General features: G+C 51.2%; 15 protein-coding genes. 2 read left to right on the top strand and 13 right to left on the bottom strand.

Annotated features, from left to right (window positions below):
* Positions 1 to 34: 34 nt before the first annotated feature.
* From ilvD to rpsB, 11 genes are all read right to left on the bottom strand, one after another.
* Positions 35 to 1,702 carry a dihydroxy-acid dehydratase gene (ilvD, locus tag P9J64_05460; GenBank protein ID MDG5467770.1) on the bottom strand — a complete coding sequence of 556 codons (1,668 nt, stop codon included), beginning with the start codon at positions 1,700 to 1,702 and terminating at the stop codon, positions 35 to 37.
* Between the two features lie 224 nt (positions 1,703 to 1,926).
* The gene (locus P9J64_05465) at positions 1,927 to 2,148 is read right to left on the bottom strand and encodes a DUF465 domain-containing protein (protein MDG5467771.1); all 222 of its coding nucleotides are present in this window, start codon (positions 2,146 to 2,148) and stop codon (positions 1,927 to 1,929) included.
* Between the two features lie 86 nt (positions 2,149 to 2,234).
* A complete protein-coding gene (tsaB, locus tag P9J64_05470) occupies positions 2,235 to 2,933 on the bottom strand; it encodes a tRNA (adenosine(37)-N6)-threonylcarbamoyltransferase complex dimerization subunit type 1 TsaB (protein ID MDG5467772.1) in 699 nt (232 codons plus the stop codon).
* Between the two features lies 1 nt (position 2,934).
* Entirely contained in the window at positions 2,935 to 4,257 is a 1,323-nt protein-coding gene (rseP, locus tag P9J64_05475; protein MDG5467773.1) for an RIP metalloprotease RseP, read from the bottom strand.
* Complete coding sequence (locus P9J64_05480; protein ID MDG5467774.1) at positions 4,254 to 5,426, bottom strand: 1-deoxy-D-xylulose-5-phosphate reductoisomerase; 1,173 nt, start codon at positions 5,424 to 5,426, stop codon at positions 4,254 to 4,256. The genes rseP and P9J64_05480 overlap by 4 nt, the downstream gene beginning before the upstream one ends.
* On the bottom strand, positions 5,423 to 6,238 hold the full coding sequence (locus P9J64_05485) for a phosphatidate cytidylyltransferase (protein ID MDG5467775.1): 816 nt from the start codon (positions 6,236 to 6,238) through the stop codon (positions 5,423 to 5,425). Before P9J64_05485 ends, P9J64_05480 begins: the two co-directional genes overlap by 4 nt.
* Complete coding sequence (locus P9J64_05490; GenBank protein MDG5467776.1) at positions 6,219 to 6,965, bottom strand: isoprenyl transferase; 747 nt, start codon at positions 6,963 to 6,965, stop codon at positions 6,219 to 6,221. The genes P9J64_05485 and P9J64_05490 overlap by 20 nt, the downstream gene beginning before the upstream one ends.
* 275 nt (positions 6,966 to 7,240) lie before the next feature.
* A complete protein-coding gene (frr, locus tag P9J64_05495) occupies positions 7,241 to 7,798 on the bottom strand; it encodes a ribosome recycling factor (protein MDG5467777.1) in 558 nt (185 codons plus the stop codon).
* Between the two features lie 4 nt (positions 7,799 to 7,802).
* The gene (gene pyrH, locus P9J64_05500; GenBank protein ID MDG5467778.1) at positions 7,803 to 8,525 is read right to left on the bottom strand and encodes a UMP kinase; all 723 of its coding nucleotides are present in this window, start codon (positions 8,523 to 8,525) and stop codon (positions 7,803 to 7,805) included.
* Positions 8,526 to 8,587: 62 nt separating this feature from the next.
* Positions 8,588 to 9,502 carry a translation elongation factor Ts gene (gene tsf / locus P9J64_05505; protein MDG5467779.1) on the bottom strand — a complete coding sequence of 305 codons (915 nt, stop codon included), beginning with the start codon at positions 9,500 to 9,502 and terminating at the stop codon, positions 8,588 to 8,590.
* Between the two features lie 105 nt (positions 9,503 to 9,607).
* Positions 9,608 to 10,528 carry a 30S ribosomal protein S2 gene (rpsB, locus tag P9J64_05510; GenBank protein ID MDG5467780.1) on the bottom strand — a complete coding sequence of 307 codons (921 nt, stop codon included), beginning with the start codon at positions 10,526 to 10,528 and terminating at the stop codon, positions 9,608 to 9,610.
* Between the two features lie 206 nt (positions 10,529 to 10,734).
* Between rpsB and lptF the strand changes: the two genes are divergently transcribed.
* Both lptF and lptG read left to right on the top strand, forming a co-directional pair.
* Positions 10,735 to 11,913 (top strand): LPS export ABC transporter permease LptF, encoded by a 1,179-nt coding sequence (lptF, locus tag P9J64_05515; GenBank protein MDG5467781.1) that lies wholly within the window; start codon positions 10,735 to 10,737, stop codon positions 11,911 to 11,913.
* Positions 11,900 to 12,985, top strand: a complete 1,086-nt coding sequence (gene lptG / locus P9J64_05520; GenBank protein MDG5467782.1) for an LPS export ABC transporter permease LptG — start codon at positions 11,900 to 11,902, stop codon at positions 12,983 to 12,985. The genes lptF and lptG overlap by 14 nt, the downstream gene beginning before the upstream one ends.
* A gap of 79 nt (positions 12,986 to 13,064) precedes the next feature.
* Here lptG and ahcY read toward each other — a convergent pair whose 3' ends face one another.
* Positions 13,065 to 14,513 carry an adenosylhomocysteinase gene (gene ahcY, locus P9J64_05525; protein ID MDG5467783.1) on the bottom strand — a complete coding sequence of 483 codons (1,449 nt, stop codon included), beginning with the start codon at positions 14,511 to 14,513 and terminating at the stop codon, positions 13,065 to 13,067.
* 15 nt (positions 14,514 to 14,528) lie between these two features.
* Entirely contained in the window at positions 14,529 to 15,488 is a 960-nt protein-coding gene (locus P9J64_05530; protein ID MDG5467784.1) for a metalloregulator ArsR/SmtB family transcription factor, read from the bottom strand.
* Between the last annotated feature and the right edge of the window lie 300 nt (positions 15,489 to 15,788).

The following is a 15,788-nucleotide window of genomic DNA, read 5'->3' on the forward strand; positions in this document are numbered from 1 at the left end:
AATTCAAAACTCAGCACTCAAAATTGCTTTACAACTAGGCCTCGCAGACCGCACCGGTGTTTGCCGAGGTTACGACCTTGGCGTAGCGAGCCAGCCAGCCCGTCTTGATCTTGGCCTCGGGAGCCTTCCAGGCGGCCTTGCGACGAGCCAGCTCATCGTCGTTGACCAGCAGTTCCAGCTTTCGCTTCGGGATATCCAGAAGAATCTTGTCGCCGTCTTCGACCAGGGCAATCGGACCACCCTCGGCAGCTTCGGGAGAGATATGCCCAATACAGGGGCCGCGCGTACCACCGGAAAAACGGCCATCCGTAATCAGCGCGACACTGTCGCCCAGACCGAGACCCATCAAGGTCGCGGTCGGGGCAAGCATCTCCCTCATTCCAGGGCCACCCTTGGGCCCCTCGTAACGAATCACCACCAGGTCACCGGCAACAACCTGACCACCCATAAGGGCCTCCATGGCGTCCTCTTCAGAATCAAAGCAGCGGGCACGGCCTTCAAAATTCATCATCTTTTCAGAAACCCCGGACTGTTTAACAACAGAACCAAGTGGCGCGAGGTTACCGGAGAGGATGGCGAGGCCACCTTCCGCCCGCACCGGGTTACTGACCGGCTGAATCACGTCTTCATCCACAGAAGCAACGCTCGCCACGATCTCTTTGACAGTAGGCCCGGTCAAGGTCGGGTTATCATTGATCCGGTCACGTAACTGGTAAAGGACACCGGGGACACCGCCGGCGGTGTCGAGGTCTTCCATGAAATGTTTGCCACCGGGGTTCATTGATGCGAGCTGCGGAGTTTCGCGACCAAGGCGATCAAACTCTTCCAGTGGCAGTTCAACTCCAGCTTCACGGGCAATCGACAAGAGATGCAGAACGGTATTGCTGGAACCGCCGAGGGCCAGATCCACGCGAATGGCATTTTCAAAAGCCGCCTTGGTCATGATCTGCCGTGGGAGAACTTGCTCGTGAACCAGTTCGACGATGCGCTCACCACTGGCAAAAGCGATGCGACGTTTCAGTGATGAAACCGCCAGTGCCGTGCCACAACCCACCAGACTCATGCCGAGAGTTTCTGTAAGAATTGCCATGGTGTTGGCAGTGAAGAGACCTTGGCAAGAACCGGCTGTCGGACAAGCTTTGTCTTCACAGGCCATCAACTCCTGTTCATCCATAACACCGGCCTTGTACTGTCCCATCGCCTCAAACGTATCGGTAACAAAAGAGAATTTACGCCCCTCGCGGCCAGACCCGGTCATCATTGGCCCGGCGGTTACAACGATACATGGGATATTCAGGCGCGCTGCAGCCATGAGCATGCCTGGGGTGATTTTGTCGCAGTTGGTCAGAAGTACCAGACCATCAAGGCGATGGGCCTCGGCAACCGACTCAACCATATCGGCAATCAGTTCGCGGGTCGGCAGAGAATAGTGCATGCCGCGATGGCCCATGGCGATGCCGTCGCAAACTCCGGGGATGCCGAATATAAAGGAATGACCACCACCTGTGTGTACACCTTTTTCGATGAAGCGCTCGAGATCACGCATCCCGGTGTGACCAGGGATCAGGTCGGTAAAGGAAGAAGCAATCCCGATAAAAGGTTTGTCCATTTGTTGTTGTGGAACACCAGTTCCTTTTAACAAAGCACGGTGTGGTGTACGTTCAAAACCCTGGGTGATGGCACTACTGCGTTTCTCGGTCATTTCCTTCGATTCTCCTGTAAACAAACTCTGTTCGATTCTTCGACAAATGTATCGGTCTTTATACCCGTGCAGGCACAAGAGGTAAAGGCCAAAAAAGCAAAACCGGACCGCTCTTTCACCTGAAGAGGCAAAAGTGGCCCGGTCTCATAAAAGAACAGGGGTCGATATGCGAAGAACAGGGGTCGATATGCATCAGACCCCTGTTTTGTTCAGTTAATTATCTGCTATTGGCGCAAGTCCTGAAGAATGGACTCCATCTCGTCTTTCCCGGCCAATTTTAACTTCTGGATTTTCTTGCGTTCAATATCTGCCTCATCAGAGAGGTAAGTCATTTCTTCATATTCCTGCAATTTTTTCTCAAAGAGAAGATGTTCTTCGTGCAACTTGCGGAAACGGGGATTCTCTTCACTTAGACGCTGGATCAAATCCTGGTCCTTCTCTGGCATGTGCACCTCCTGATTCTATGGATGGAATAAAGGGTTGGTCTGTAAAAAATAACGAACGCATAGCGGGGTTGTCAACTAGAATCCCTCTATTTTTCCTTCGTGGCCAAATTAAGTTCCGCTTCGGAAGGACGAAGATAAGAAGGCATCATCTCATCCGCAGAGAAAGTCCCTCCAGCCTGCCATTCTGAAAGGGCAAGAGCAGCGGCAGCACCCGCCCGTGGCAAGTTCAAGAAGTCTGGGGGGAAATGTGCTCGTGAAGCCATCTGTCGCACAATCAGTGACCGGTAAACGAGGGCACCGTTACCGACAAACAAAGTGTCAGCTGTTATCTCAGCAAGGAGCTTTTCAGGTTTGACTACCTGTTCTTCTGATATAGCACGAGGAAAACCGGATTCCCATCGGTAAAAGCAGCTGTAGACCTCTTGTTTGCGTGCATCCAACATGACACAGACCGGCATTTGCGTGAAAGGCAGCTGCATGGCCAGGCACTGTAACGATGATACGCCCACCAAGGGGCAGCCGAGCGCTAGTGCAAGCCCTTTCGCCGTCGCCAAACCGACGCGTAGCCCGGTAAAGGCTCCCGGACCACGAACGATACCGATAGCGTCGATGGAGTCCTTGGTCAACCCTGTCTTGACCAGGAGGTCCTCGATCGCGGCCAAAAGCCATTCCGTAGGAGTTTTGCGCGAATCCAGGTTGAACTCTGCCAGCAGATGCGTACCGTCACTTAAAGCAACACTTCCCGCAGGAGAGGCCGTCTGAATTGTCAGAAGAATTGGCGGCAAGTCAGTTTCCTATCATACGTACAATATCGTTGTAAAAAGCCAGTACCATCAACAGGAGCAGAAGAATCAGGCCAATCTGTTGAGCCCACTCCCTGGCGCGCAACGAGATGGGCCTGCGGAAGACCAATTCAAAGAAGTAGAAGAAGAGATGACCACCATCGAGGATCGGGATCGGCAAAAGGTTAAGAATTCCCAGTTGAATACTTAGAAAAGCGAGCACGCTTATGATGCTGGAGATATCTGTTTGTGCTGCCTGTCCGGCGATCTGAACAACAGTGATCGGTCCACCAATATTACTGGTCGAAACATGTCCGGCAAACAATTTTTGAATAAAGACCAGTGTCAGTTCAATCAAATCCAGACTACGCTCGGCACCTGCAGTCACAGCGGCCCCAAAAGAAAAACGTTTAAAAAGGGTCTCCTGCTGAGGAGCCACTCCGATCAGAAAGCTATCGCCGCCATCGGTTTTTTCCGGCACCAGCTCAAAAGTGAGCAGCTCACCATCTCTTTCAACGACAACCGCTGTGGGCTCACCATCCGTCTCCTGAATCGAGCCTTTGAGCTGATACCAGGAGACGATGTCTCGCCCACCAACCGAGAGGATCAGGTCGCCCTCTTCGAGGCCCGCGTCAAGGGCTGGCATCGCGGGAGCCAAGCCTCCGATCACGGCTTTTTGTTCAGGCAGAAGGCCGATTGACTGCAGACCTTCAAGGCCACCATTTTCTGGGTCGACGGTCAGTTCGGCTGTAAGGCCATCGCGCTCGAAGGTGAAGACAATCGGCTCACCGGCACTATTCACCAGGGCCGGACCGGTATCTGTCCAACTTTCTACCCCCAGACCACTGATTGCAGTAATGCAGTCACCAATCAGGAAACCAGCCTCTTCAGCGTCTGATTCGGGGAGAACATAGCCAACGCAGGGTTTTTCTTCCAGGTAGGCCGGCAGGTTAATCCCTGTCATATAGGCCAGTGGCAAGATCATAAAGGGCAGAACCAAGTTCATAATCGGACCGGCTGCCACAATCGCCATACGCCTGGATAATGGAATTTTAGAGAACGAGCGATGTTCTTCTTCTGGATCGAGTTCGCCGTCTTCGCCCTGCTCGCCTCCACCCTCACCAAGCATTTGCACATAACCGCCCAAGGGAATGGCGCAGATCATGTATTCTGTCTCACCATATTGATGGGAGAGCAGGCGAGGACCAAAACCGAGTGAAAACTTAAGGACTTTGACGCCACAGAACTTGGCAACACAGAAATGGCCAAGTTCGTGAACAAAGACTAGAATGCCCAGCATGATGATACCGGCGGCTATAGTAATCACGGGTAAGAAGCTCCTTGGATTTCACAGATAACATCATGGGCGGTCTGACGAGCCCAGGCGTCTGCGGAAAGAATCTGTTCCAGACTGGAAGCCGCACTGCTTGAATGTTTCTCGACAACCGAACCTATGATTCGTGGGATATCAAGGAAACCAACTTTTTCATGCAGAAAAGCATCCACGGCCAGTTCATTGGCTGCATTCAGCACAGCGGGTGTCGTGCCACCGCGTCTGATAGCATCGTAAGCCAGCCCCAGGCACGGGAAATATTGGCTGTTTGGAGCAGCAAAATTTAACTGACCGAGACGGCAAAGATCAAGGGCAGGCAACTCAAGAGGTAACCGCTCAGGATAAGTCAGTGCATAGGCAATCGGCGTTTTCATGTCAGGGATACCTAGCTGCGCCAGAAGTGCACCGTCTACATACTCGACCAGGGAATGAACAATACTCTCCGGATGGATATGAACATCAATCTTCTCAACCGGGACATTGAAGAGCCAGTGAGCTTCGATCACCTCCAGCCCTTTGTTCATCATGGTTGCCGAATCAATTGTGATTTTTCGGCCCATAGTCCAATTAGGGTGTGCCAGGGCATCCTGCGGGGTGACTTCTTGCAGATCCTCGAGAGACCAATTACGGAAGGGCCCTCCGGACGCTGTCAGAATCAATCGTCGCACATCAGCTTTTCGATGTCCTTCAAGCGACTGAAAAATCGCCGAGTGCTCACTATCAACAGGAAAAAGGCGGCAACCGGATTCGGCGGCGGCACTCATAACCAGCTCGCCGGCGATCACCAGCGTCTCCTTGTTAGCGAGAGCAACATCCCGGCCAGCGTTAATAGCAGCAAGTGTTGGTTCAAGACCGGCAGCCCCCACTATGGCTGAGACAACCATGTCGGCCGGAGACTCTACGGCACAAGAGATCAGACCGGCGGTTCCATAAAGAACCCGTGGGCCGTCTGCACCGATTCGTTCTCGCAGGCGCTGCGCGTTTTGCTGGTCTGGCACCGCAACAAGTTGGGGACGAAAGCGTGCAATCTGCTCTTCAAGCAAGGCGAGGTTTCGGCCTGCCGTCAGCGCAACAACCTCGAAACAGTCGGGGTGCTCGGTAACGATTTCCAGAGTGCTCACACCGATCGATCCGGTCGAGCCAAGAATGGCCAGTCGTTTCATGCAAAAACCCACACGGCGTAATAATAGGTCACGGGAAAAGCGAAGAGGAGACTATCGAGACGATCGAGGATGCCACCGTGGCCCGGGATCAGCGAGCCTGAGTCCTTTACACCAAAACTTCTTTTCAGCAACGATTCAACCAGATCACCAACCTGGCTGAACGCGCCAACCCCTAATCCCAGAAGAAATATATCGACAGCGCCCAGTTCTGCAAAAAAAACAAGTTTACAAATCAAGGCACCAAGGACGCCGCCGGCAAGCCCGCCAATTGAGCCTTCAATACTCTTTTTAGGACTGACCGCTTCGTAAAGGCGGGTCTTTCCCCAGGTTCTGCCAACGAAGTAAGCCATAGAATCACTGGCCATAACAACAAGTAGCACGAGGAAGATCCACGCCTTGCCCTCCGGCAAAGCTCGCAAGAGAACCGCATGTGACAGCAGCAGCGGGATATACAAAAGTCCAAACAAGCTGATCGCGAGGTCACGACTGACGCTCTGTATGTCCTGAAAGCGGAACAGATAGAGCAGAGCCAAGCCAAGACATGGCAAGACAAGGCTTAACAAGACTGAAGGTGTGCTGGTCGCGTAAGACAAACCAACACAGCAGAGGACCCCCGCCGCCACCGAAAGAGATCTTTCAAGGCGACGATTTTCAGGGAGGCCCATTCGATAGAATTCTTGCAGGGCCAGAGCTGTAATAAGGAAGAGCAGACCTGCGAAGAATCCATGATTTGAGAAAAGGACGCAGAGGATCAACAATGGCAGCGCAATCAACGCTGTAACAATTCTCTCTTTAATGACTCCCCTCCCCATCTATAGAATCTTCGCTTCGCAACTGCGCAGCCGTAAGGCCAAAACGTCTCTGACGGTGGCTGTACTCCTCTATTGCCTTGTACAACAGTTCACCGGAGAAATCCGGCCAGAAGGCCTCAGTGAAGTAAAGCTCGGAATAAGCAAGCTGCCAGAGGAGAAAATTACTGACGCGCATCTCACCACTCGTACGAATCACGAGGTCAGGATCCGGGATAGCTCGTGTATCAAGAGCCTTTCCAATCGCCTCCTCTGTTATATCTTCGGCATGGAGGCTTCCCGCAGCAATTTCGTTGCCAAGGGACTGAAACGCACGGGTCAGTTCATTGCGTGAGCCATAAGAAAGAGCCAGGTTCAAGACCATGCGGTCATTGTCGGCGGTTTTCTGGATGATATTCTGCAGGATTTTATTGATTGATTTGGGTAACCGATCAAGTTCGCCAACAGCCATAAGGCGAATACCCTGCTTCTGGAGTTGCGACAATTCTTTCTTCAAGAAGCTCCCAAGCAAACCCATCAAAGCCTCAACTTCATCCTGAGGTCTTCCCCAGTTCTCGGAACTGAACGCATAAAGCGTCAGATAACGAACCCCGAGTTTCAGACATTCATCAACAACAGACTGAACCGTTTCCACACCTTTACGATGGCCGAGAATCCTCGGTAGATGGCGTTGTTCGGCCCACCGACCGTTACCGTCCATGATGATTGCGAGATGTCTTGGAATCTGCATAACAATTGAGTCCTGACAAGAAATGAGTAAACCTTCGTTAATCTAGCATAGAGAAGGCAAAGCGAGCAACAGAACGATGTCCTGATCTACAGCCCGACCAAACTAACGAACAGCAAGAGGACTATTGCTTCCGGAGCAACCAAATTCAATAAAAAGGGCGCCCAAAAGGCGCCCAATGGCTTCAATCGATGATCGTGTCGTTCAGTCACATCTCTCATAACCGATAAGGCCTTCCGAAACTTTCGTAAAGCCCTCTTTTAAAGCTTTTGAAAAAATCAGATCTCCATAAGATCTTTTTCTTTATCAGCAAGGACCTGATCAATACGACCAACGAAGTCATCGGTCACATCCTGAACCTCTTTTTCGCCACGTTTCAATTCATCCTCAGTAATGTCCTTGTCCTTCTCCATCTGCTTTAGGCTATCATTCGCTTCACGGCGACAATTGCGCACAGCAACCCTGGCATCTTCACCCATACGCTTAACCTGCTTGACCATCTCCTTACGACGTTCCTCTGTCAGAGGGGGGAAAGCCAGACGAATAAGTTGACCATCGGAGGAAGGGTTCAAGCCAAGATCTGATTTGAGGATGGCTTTTTCAATTTCACCAACCAAATTCTTTTCCCACGGTTGGATCGTGATCAAGCGTGATTCAGGGACTGCCAAGGCAGCGACCTGATTCAGAGGGGTCGGTGTGCCGTAATAATCAATCCGGATATCATCCAGCAGGGAAAGGGAGGCTCGCCCGGTGCGAACTTTACTCAACTCACGCTTGAACGCCTCCAGAGCTTTAACCATTCCGGCATTGGCCTGGGATTTCACATCGGCAATCATGGCATTATTCTCCTTTGACAACAGTTCCGATCTGCTCGCCGCAAACAACTCTTTGAATATTGCCACTGGTCGTCAGATCAAAAACAAGAATCGGCAGGTCATTATCCATGCAGAGGGACGTCGCCGTAGAATCCATGACCTCCAATCCCTGCTTGAGCACATCCAGATAAGACAGTTGATCATATTTGACAGCATTTTTATCTTTGGCAGGATCAGCGTTATAGACGCCGTCTACCTTGGTCGCTTTAAGAATAATCTCTGCCCCAATTTCAATAGCACGCAAGCTGGCGGCGGTATCGGTGGTAAAAAATGGATTGCCCGTACCGGCTCCAAAAATAACCACACGCCCTTTTTCGAGATGTCTAACAGCTCTGCGACGGATGTAAGGCTCAGCAATAGCCTGCATCTCTATGGCGGACTGGACCCGGGTAATAACGCCTGCCTTTTCCAGGGCATCCTGTAAGGCAAGGCTATTCATGACCGTTGCCAGCATACCCATGTAATCGGCACTGGCTCGGTCCATACCTGCTGAAGAGGCGGCAAGACCACGGAAGATATTGCCGCCACCGATAACAATAGCAAGTTGAACACCCAGGTCGACAACTTCGCGGATTTCTCTGGCGATACCCAGGATAATGTCCGGATCGATACCATAGCCCTGCTGACCTGCCAGAGCTTCACCACTGAGCTTGAGCATAATACGCTTGTAACTGGGTTTCCGTGACATGGTCTCTCCGTGGTTATTGGGTCATCCCTGAATCCATGATTGCCGACAAGTGAAGATTAAGTTTACTTGGTCATTGATGCAACTTCAGCTGCGAAGTCGTCTTCTTTTTTCTCAATGCCTTCGCCAAGTTGGAAACGCGAATAAGCAGTAAGAGTGACCTGGCTGCCCAAATCCTTAGCCAAAGCCTCTACAACTTTACCAACCTTCTTGTCAGTATCAATGACATAAACCTGCTCAAGCAGGCAAATTTCGCCAAAAAACTTATTGATCTGACCTTCAATGATCTTCTCAACAATATTTTCAGGTTTGCCACTCTCGATCGCTTTGACACGCATAATATCTTTTTCACGCTCAACAACGTCAGCCGGGACATCTGCGCGACAAAGGTATTGAGGATTAGCCGCCGCAACATGCATGGCCAGCATACGCGCAGTTTCTGCAACTTGAGGGTCATCACCTTTTTCAGCATCAAGTTGTACCAGAACACCGATCTTGCCGCCACCGTGAACGTAGGACGCCGTAACACCCGAAGCACTCTCGAGACGTGCGAAACGACGGATGTTCATATTCTCCCCGATGGTTGCAATCTGGTGAGTCAATTCTTCACCAACACTTCGCTCACTGCCAGGAAAGGCAAGACCTTTAAGGGTGTCTACATCAGCAGGGTTTTCGCTCAAGGTGACCTCGGCAACGCCATTGGCAAAAGCCTGGAAGGCATCATTCTTGGCGACAAAGTCCGTCTCAGAGTTAACCTCAACCAGAGCTCCACGCTTGCCATCGCCAGTCGCTGCGATCATGCCTTCAGCTGCCACACGACCGGACTTCTTTGCTGCGGCGGAAAGGCCTTTCTTGCGCAGCAAGTCAATGGCTTGCTCCATATCACCTTCTGCTTCCGTCAGGGCCTTCTTGCAATCCATCATTCCGGCGCCGGTTTTGGCACGCAGGTCACCAACCATCTTTGCTGTAATTGTTGCCACGGTAAAACCTCCTCTGAACTACTATGCTTATTGAGTTATGTAGTTATTTGATAAAAAGGCGGCTGCAATGCAGGCCGCCTTTTTATAGTTAAAGATATCGGACAATTAAACTTCGGTTGGTTTCTCCGCCTCTGCAGGGGCTTCAACAGCCGCCTCTGCAGGGGCTTCAACAGCCGCCTCTGCAGGGGCTTCAACAGCCGCCTCTGCAGGGGCTTCAACAGCCGCCTCAGCAGGAGCCACAGCAGCCTTCTCAATCACAACGGGTTCCGAAGCCGCTTCAACAACTGGTGCCACCTCTTCTTCCTGGTCAGCTCCCTCGGAGCTGTTGCGCAGGTTCTCCTGGCGAGCAGCCGTTCCTTCAAGGCAGGCATCAGCCATCTTCGAAGCAAAGAGGCGCAGGGCGCGGATCGCGTCGTCATTGCCAGGGATGATGTAATCAATGCCTTCCGGATCACAGTTGGTATCAACCACGGCGACGACAGGGATACCGAGCTTACGGGCTTCCTTGACAGCGATTTCTTCCTTGTTGGGGTCAACAATGAAAACGGCTGCTGGCAAACGAGTCATATTCTTGATGCCACCGAGGCTTTTCTCCAGCTTGGCTTTTTCACGCTCCAGTTGAAGAACTTCTTTCTTGATCAGCAGATCGTAAGTCCCATCTTCAGACATGACTTCAATTTTTTTGAGGCGATCGATGCTGCGCTTGATAGTAGAGAAGTTGGTGAGCATACCGCCCAGCCAACGATTGTTGACATAGTACTGGTCCGCACGGACAGCTTCCTCAAGGATTGAATCCTGAGCCTGCTTCTTGGTGCCGACAAAAAGAACTTTCTCGCCTTTTTCGGAGATATCACGAATAAAGCTGTAAGCAGTCCGGAAGTACCGAACCGTCTTCTGCAGGTCGATAATGTAGATCCCGTTACGAGCCCCGAAAATATAAGGCTTCATCTTGGGGTTCCAGCGACGGGTCTGGTGACCGAAATGAACGCCGGCCTCCAACAGTTGTTTCATAGTGATCTGTGACATTTTGAACTCCTTTTACGTTAGGTTTTGCCGCCGCCTTCATCATCCCCTGCAACCGACCTGACCCCATGTCAGGCACCCGGTCCGGGTCAAAAGGCGTGTGTAATAAACAGCTCATCCGTATAACATGAGGCCAGCCTTAAGGCAAGTGCTTTTTCATAACGAAGTCCGTTTACATTCGCTTTAAGACTGTACTAGTATGCGAGACTATGTTTGGAACACAAATTCATCGATATATTATCAGGGAGGTCCTTTCACCCACCCTCCTCTGCATAGCCATATTTACCATGGTTATGGTAATGGGGCAGGCTTACAAGCTGGTCGGCCTGATCATTGAAAAAGGTGTTTCCCCGATAGACATCGGGGTTCTTCTGGTCACCCTGCTGCCAACCTTCTTTTCCATATCACTGCCACTGGCCTTTCTCATGGGCATTATGATCGGCTTGGGCCGGATGTCAGCCGACAGTGAAACCGTGGCACTCAAAGCTGCTGGAGTGGGCCTCGCCAAGATCTCCATGCCCGTTTTTGCACTGGCCCTTGTTTTCTCACTCTTGACTGCAGCGACCAACCTCTGGGTCAAACCCTGGGGACACAGAGCTTTTGAAACCAAAAGTTTCGAAATTGCGCGACAGAAAGCCACCATCGGTCTGCAGCCTCGCATTTTCATGAACCAGTTCAACAACTTGACACTCTACGCCAACGAGGTAAAGAGTCAAGCAAATCGGATGGAGGGTATCTTTATCGTCGACAAGAAGCCGGAATCAACCTCCTGGGTTTTTGCTGACAACGGCAATATCATCAGCGATGAGGCGACCGAGACATTCACAATCCGCCTGCATGATGGTGTCATCCATCGGCAACAAACCGATTCCGCCAAAAACTACCAACTGATTCACTTCCGCAATTACGACATTCAGCCGGAAACGTCGATCATGAGGGACCCCGGTACAAAAACGCGCAAAACAAGAGAAGAGCAGACAGGAAAGCTTTGGAGGGCCATCTCTGGCGAAGAGGATCTTTCAATACGCAGGGCAATGCAGGCGGAACTTCACTTGCGCCTCGCTTCACCGCTCGCACCGATTCTGTTTGTGCTTTTCGGCCTGCCGTTCAGTATGCAATCACACCGATCAGGCCGTAGTGGTGGTTTTGTTGTGGGCCTGATTATCTTTCTGAGCTACTATTTTCTTCTGTCTTCAGGCTTAACCTTGACGAAAGAAGCGTTGACACCACCATGGCTGACGCTCTGGACACCACAACTGATCCTGATTGCCGCTGGAGCTTACTTTTTGCACCAGACTTCGCGCGAAAAGCCTAACCCTCTGGTTACCTGGGTGGACCAGATTCTGCTTTTCCTGCAGAAAAGAGCTCGTAAAAATGCCAATTCTTGATCGCTATATTCTCAACGCTTTTCTGCGCAACCTAACACTGGTCCTTCTGACTCTGGTAGCACTTTACAGTCTGATTGAGTTTTTGGAGAAAGTGGATGACTTTATAGAGCACCGGGCCGCAGTTAAGTACTACCTGACCTACCCCTTGGCCCACCTGCCGGTCATCCTTTCCAATTCCCTGCCGATGGCCGTTCTGCTTGCAACCTTCGCAACCATCGGGGGTTTCTCTCGCTCAAACCAATTGACAGCCATGCTTAGTGGCGGCATCAGCTTCATCCGCATCAGTCGACCGCTCTTTGTCACCAGCTTGATCCTTGCCGTCATTATGCTCTTCGCGAATCTCTGGTTGGTTCCTTGGTCTTCCAGCGAATCAAACTACATCCTGCGCACGGAGATCAAAGGGCGAAGCGCACAGTCGGTCAGCAGCAAAGATCTCTACTTCCGTGATGGCAACCAGATAATCAGCATCAACCAGGCATTTCCGTCGAAAGGCATTCTGCTCGGACTGACCATTGTCGAGTTCAATGACAACTTCATGCCGGTCAAGCGCATTCAAGCAGAACATGCCCAACATCTGGAGAAAGGCCAGTGGCGCCTCAAAAATGCTGTTCTCTGGAACTTCAGCCCCGAGACTAAAGCGGTTTCTTCGTTCGAACAACAAACAGAGCTTTTACTCGACCTCAAACGTCGCCCTTCAGAAGCAGTCAGGCTCTTGAATCGACCGGAAGACCTGTCGATTGGCGAGCTTATCCATTTCACCAAAAAACTGGAGAGCGAAGGCTATGATGCCAAGCTTTACCAGGTAGAAATCCATGTGCGTTTTGCCAAAGCGGTCATTCCCGTGATCATGGTTCTGGTCGGCATCCCATTCGCCTTGCAACGCGGTCGCAACGCCAGTTTTTCCCTGGGCATTGTCATCAGCCTGATCATCTTCTTCACTTACTTTATCCTCTACGCGACATTTAACGTCTTCGGCGCTATCGATGTTCTCCCGCCACTGATTGCTGCTTGGGCCGCTAACATTTTAATGGCTTTGATCGGCGCATGGTTTTTCTTAAGAATCAACAGTTGAGCGAAGTCTCTGCCATATAACAAACAAAGGGGGCCAACGTTTCGTTGGCCCCCTTTCTGTTCACATTTATTCTACATTCTTAGTAGCGATATGAATCCGGCTTGTAGGGCCCTTCCACAGGAATCCCTATATAATCAGACTGCTCCTTAGAAAGCGTCGTCAGTCTTGCACCGAGCTTGCCGAGGTGAAGACGGGCAACCTTTTCATCCAGGCTCTTCGGCAGAACATAAACTTCGTTGTCGTAATTATCACCTCGCATGAAGAGCTCAATCTGGGCCATGACCTGGTTGGTAAAACTGTTTGACATGACAAATGAGGGATGTCCTGTAGCACAACCAAGATTGAGCAGGCGTCCTTCGGCCAGAACGATGACAGCGTGACCGTCAGGGAAAACCCATTGATCAACCTGGTTGCCATGCTCGCGAGGGTTCTTGATATTGACTTTTTTGATGCCGTCGACCTTTGCCATCGCCGCCATCTCGATTTCGTTATCAAAGTGGCCGATATTACCAACAATGGCATTGTGCTTCATCCGGGCCATATGCTCGACGCGGATAACATCCTTGTTTCCTGTTGTGGTCACAAAAATATCCGCGTCGGCTACCACGTCCTCAAGGGTTTTGACTTCATAACCTTCCATCAATGCCTGCAGAGCGCAGATCGGGTCGATCTCGGTGACGATGACCCGGGCGCCCTGGCCGCGTAACGACTGGCAACTGCCTTTGCCCACATCCCCGTAGCCACAGACCACAGCCACCTTTCCAGAAAGCATGACGTCAGTCGCGCGCATAATGCCGTCAATGAGGCTGTGACGACAGCCGTAAACGTTGTCAAACTTGCTCTTGGTGACCGAGTCATTAACGTTCATCGCCGGGAATGGCAGCTTGCCTTCCTTCTGCAATTGATAGAGACGATGGACACCTGTCGTCGTCTCCTCGGTGACGCCTTTGATCGAGTTGCAGATCGCTTGCCAGTCAACTGATTTATTGTCCAGGGTCTTTTTCAGACAGCTGACCAACTCAACCCAATCTTCCGGATCATCCGCATTAATGGTCGGAGCCCCTGACTCTTGCCACTCGGCACCATAAAGAACCATCATGGTGGCATCGCCGCCATCGTCGAGGATCATGTTCGGCAGCTCACCGTTCGGCCAGTTCAAAGCCTTTTCGGTACACCACCAGTATTCTTCCAGAGTCTCCCCTTTCCAGGCATAGACCGGTACACCCTGGGGATTTTCAGGCGTTCCATTCGGGCCAACAGCAACAGCTGCCGCCGCCTGGTCCTGGGTCGAGAAGATATTACAGGACGCCCAACGAACCTGTGCGCCGAGGGCGACCAGTGTTTCGATAAGTACTGCGGTCTGAATCGTCATGTGCAGAGAGCCTGTAATGCGGGCACCCTTGAGTGGGAACTGGTTGCGATACTCATCACGCAAAGCCATCAATCCGGGCATTTCGACTTCCGCTAAATCCATCTCCTTGCGCCCCAAGGTCGCCAGGGAAAGGTCCAATACTTTAAAATCTGTCATCTAACAAATCCTCCGTTATTTTCTGTTTTCCTGAATCAATGATTCAGAGTGATGTTTATGAATGGCTGCTTTAAACAATAACACCGACTGTTGACCTGAGATCGCTTCGACCTCCAGGCATTCCGTCAGCACCATGCCGGTATCAGCCAACCACTTCTCGAGTTCTTCTTGTTTAAATCCAAGCCACTGGTCTGCCAGGCGTTCACGGGCCCAGTCATGACCGTGACGGGTCAGGTCCGCAGCAACCAACGCCCCCCCCGGTTCGAGGACACGAGCGATCTCTCTGAACACCTCGACAGGTTGCTCTGCATGGTGCAAAACCTGGTTCAGGACCACCGTCCGTGCTGAATCGTTAGCACATGGCAGATGATTCATCTCGGCTAGGCGAACGTCCACTTTACCTGCAAGTTGCTGTTGGTCAATTGTTTCTCTTGCAAGCTTGATCATTGAAGGGGAATGATCGAGGCCAAGAGTTCGTTCACCTTTTTTTGCCAGTAGAGGCAAGAGGCTACCGGTCCCGACGCCAACTTCAACCACCAGTCCACCGGACGGGATCATGGCAAGCAGTCGATCCTGATAATCCGGCAGGTTCAGCAATTCGACGTGGATGTTGTCCCAGTCCCGTGCATGTTGGTTGAAAAATTCCTGGTTCCGCTTGCGTCTCTCCGACATGATCTGCAAGATGCCAAGAGCATCTCGTTCCTGCTCTTCAAGCTCTGCGAGGCGAGGTTCAACTGAGGCCCATAGATCACTCAAAAAACCCTCTTCAAAAGATAAGCGATAGTAGTGCCAGGTCCCCTGCTTTTCGACCTGCAGAAGGCCTGCCTCACTCATAAGCTTTAAATGACGTGAGATGCGGGACTGCCCCATACCAAGGATTTGCATAAGATCCTGTACCGTAAAATCACCCTGGCGTAAAATACGCAGGAGTCGCAAACGGGTACCATCAGCCAGGACTTTAAAGAGACTCAACATACATCAATTCCAATAATTTTTATATATCAGCTTTTCTTGATATAATAGTCCGGTTTTTTTGGCAAGGGAAAAAGCGACGTCATACCCCCTAAAGAAGGTTTAACGCAAAGACGCAAAGGCGCGGAGGAAAATTGACAGAAATAAATCATTTACAACAAGACAAGACGTTTTTTCTCTTCGGGCTCTGCGACTCTGCGTTAAGAAATGACTCAAGATGATTTTATTTTTGTTTGGTTTTAAATCCGGAGTGGAAAAGCGTGATCATCACCAAGACATCCATGCCGGTATCGATCGAGAGGA

Source organism: Deltaproteobacteria bacterium IMCC39524, assembly GCA_029667085.1.
Classification (GTDB): domain Bacteria; phylum Desulfobacterota; class Desulfuromonadia; order Desulfuromonadales; family BM103; genus M0040.

What these genes read in the sequence shown, in the direction of transcription:
- P9J64_05485 (MDG5467775.1), bottom strand. Translation starts at nt 6,238, where the DNA reads ATGGGGAGGGGAGTCATTAAAGAGAGAATTGTTACAGCGTTGATTGCG.
- frr (MDG5467777.1), bottom strand. Translation starts at nt 7,798, where the DNA reads ATGATTGCCGATGTGAAATCCCAGGCCAATGCCGGAATGGTTAAAGCT.
- P9J64_05490 (MDG5467776.1), bottom strand. Translation starts at nt 6,965, where the DNA reads ATGCAGATTCCAAGACATCTCGCAATCATCATGGACGGTAACGGTCGG.
- P9J64_05465 (MDG5467771.1), bottom strand. Translation starts at nt 2,148, where the DNA reads ATGCCAGAGAAGGACCAGGATTTGATCCAGCGTCTAAGTGAAGAGAAT.
- ilvD (MDG5467770.1), bottom strand. Translation starts at nt 1,702, where the DNA reads ATGACCGAGAAACGCAGTAGTGCCATCACCCAGGGTTTTGAACGTACA.
- ahcY (MDG5467783.1), bottom strand. Translation starts at nt 14,513, where the DNA reads ATGACAGATTTTAAAGTATTGGACCTTTCCCTGGCGACCTTGGGGCGC.
- P9J64_05530 (MDG5467784.1), bottom strand. Translation starts at nt 15,488, where the DNA reads ATGTTGAGTCTCTTTAAAGTCCTGGCTGATGGTACCCGTTTGCGACTC.
- pyrH (MDG5467778.1), bottom strand. Translation starts at nt 8,525, where the DNA reads ATGTCACGGAAACCCAGTTACAAGCGTATTATGCTCAAGCTCAGTGGT.
- lptF (MDG5467781.1), top strand. Translation starts at nt 10,735, where the DNA reads ATGTTTGGAACACAAATTCATCGATATATTATCAGGGAGGTCCTTTCA.
- rpsB (MDG5467780.1), bottom strand. Translation starts at nt 10,528, where the DNA reads ATGTCACAGATCACTATGAAACAACTGTTGGAGGCCGGCGTTCATTTC.
- P9J64_05480 (MDG5467774.1), bottom strand. Translation starts at nt 5,426, where the DNA reads ATGAAACGACTGGCCATTCTTGGCTCGACCGGATCGATCGGTGTGAGC.
- lptG (MDG5467782.1), top strand. Translation starts at nt 11,900, where the DNA reads ATGCCAATTCTTGATCGCTATATTCTCAACGCTTTTCTGCGCAACCTA.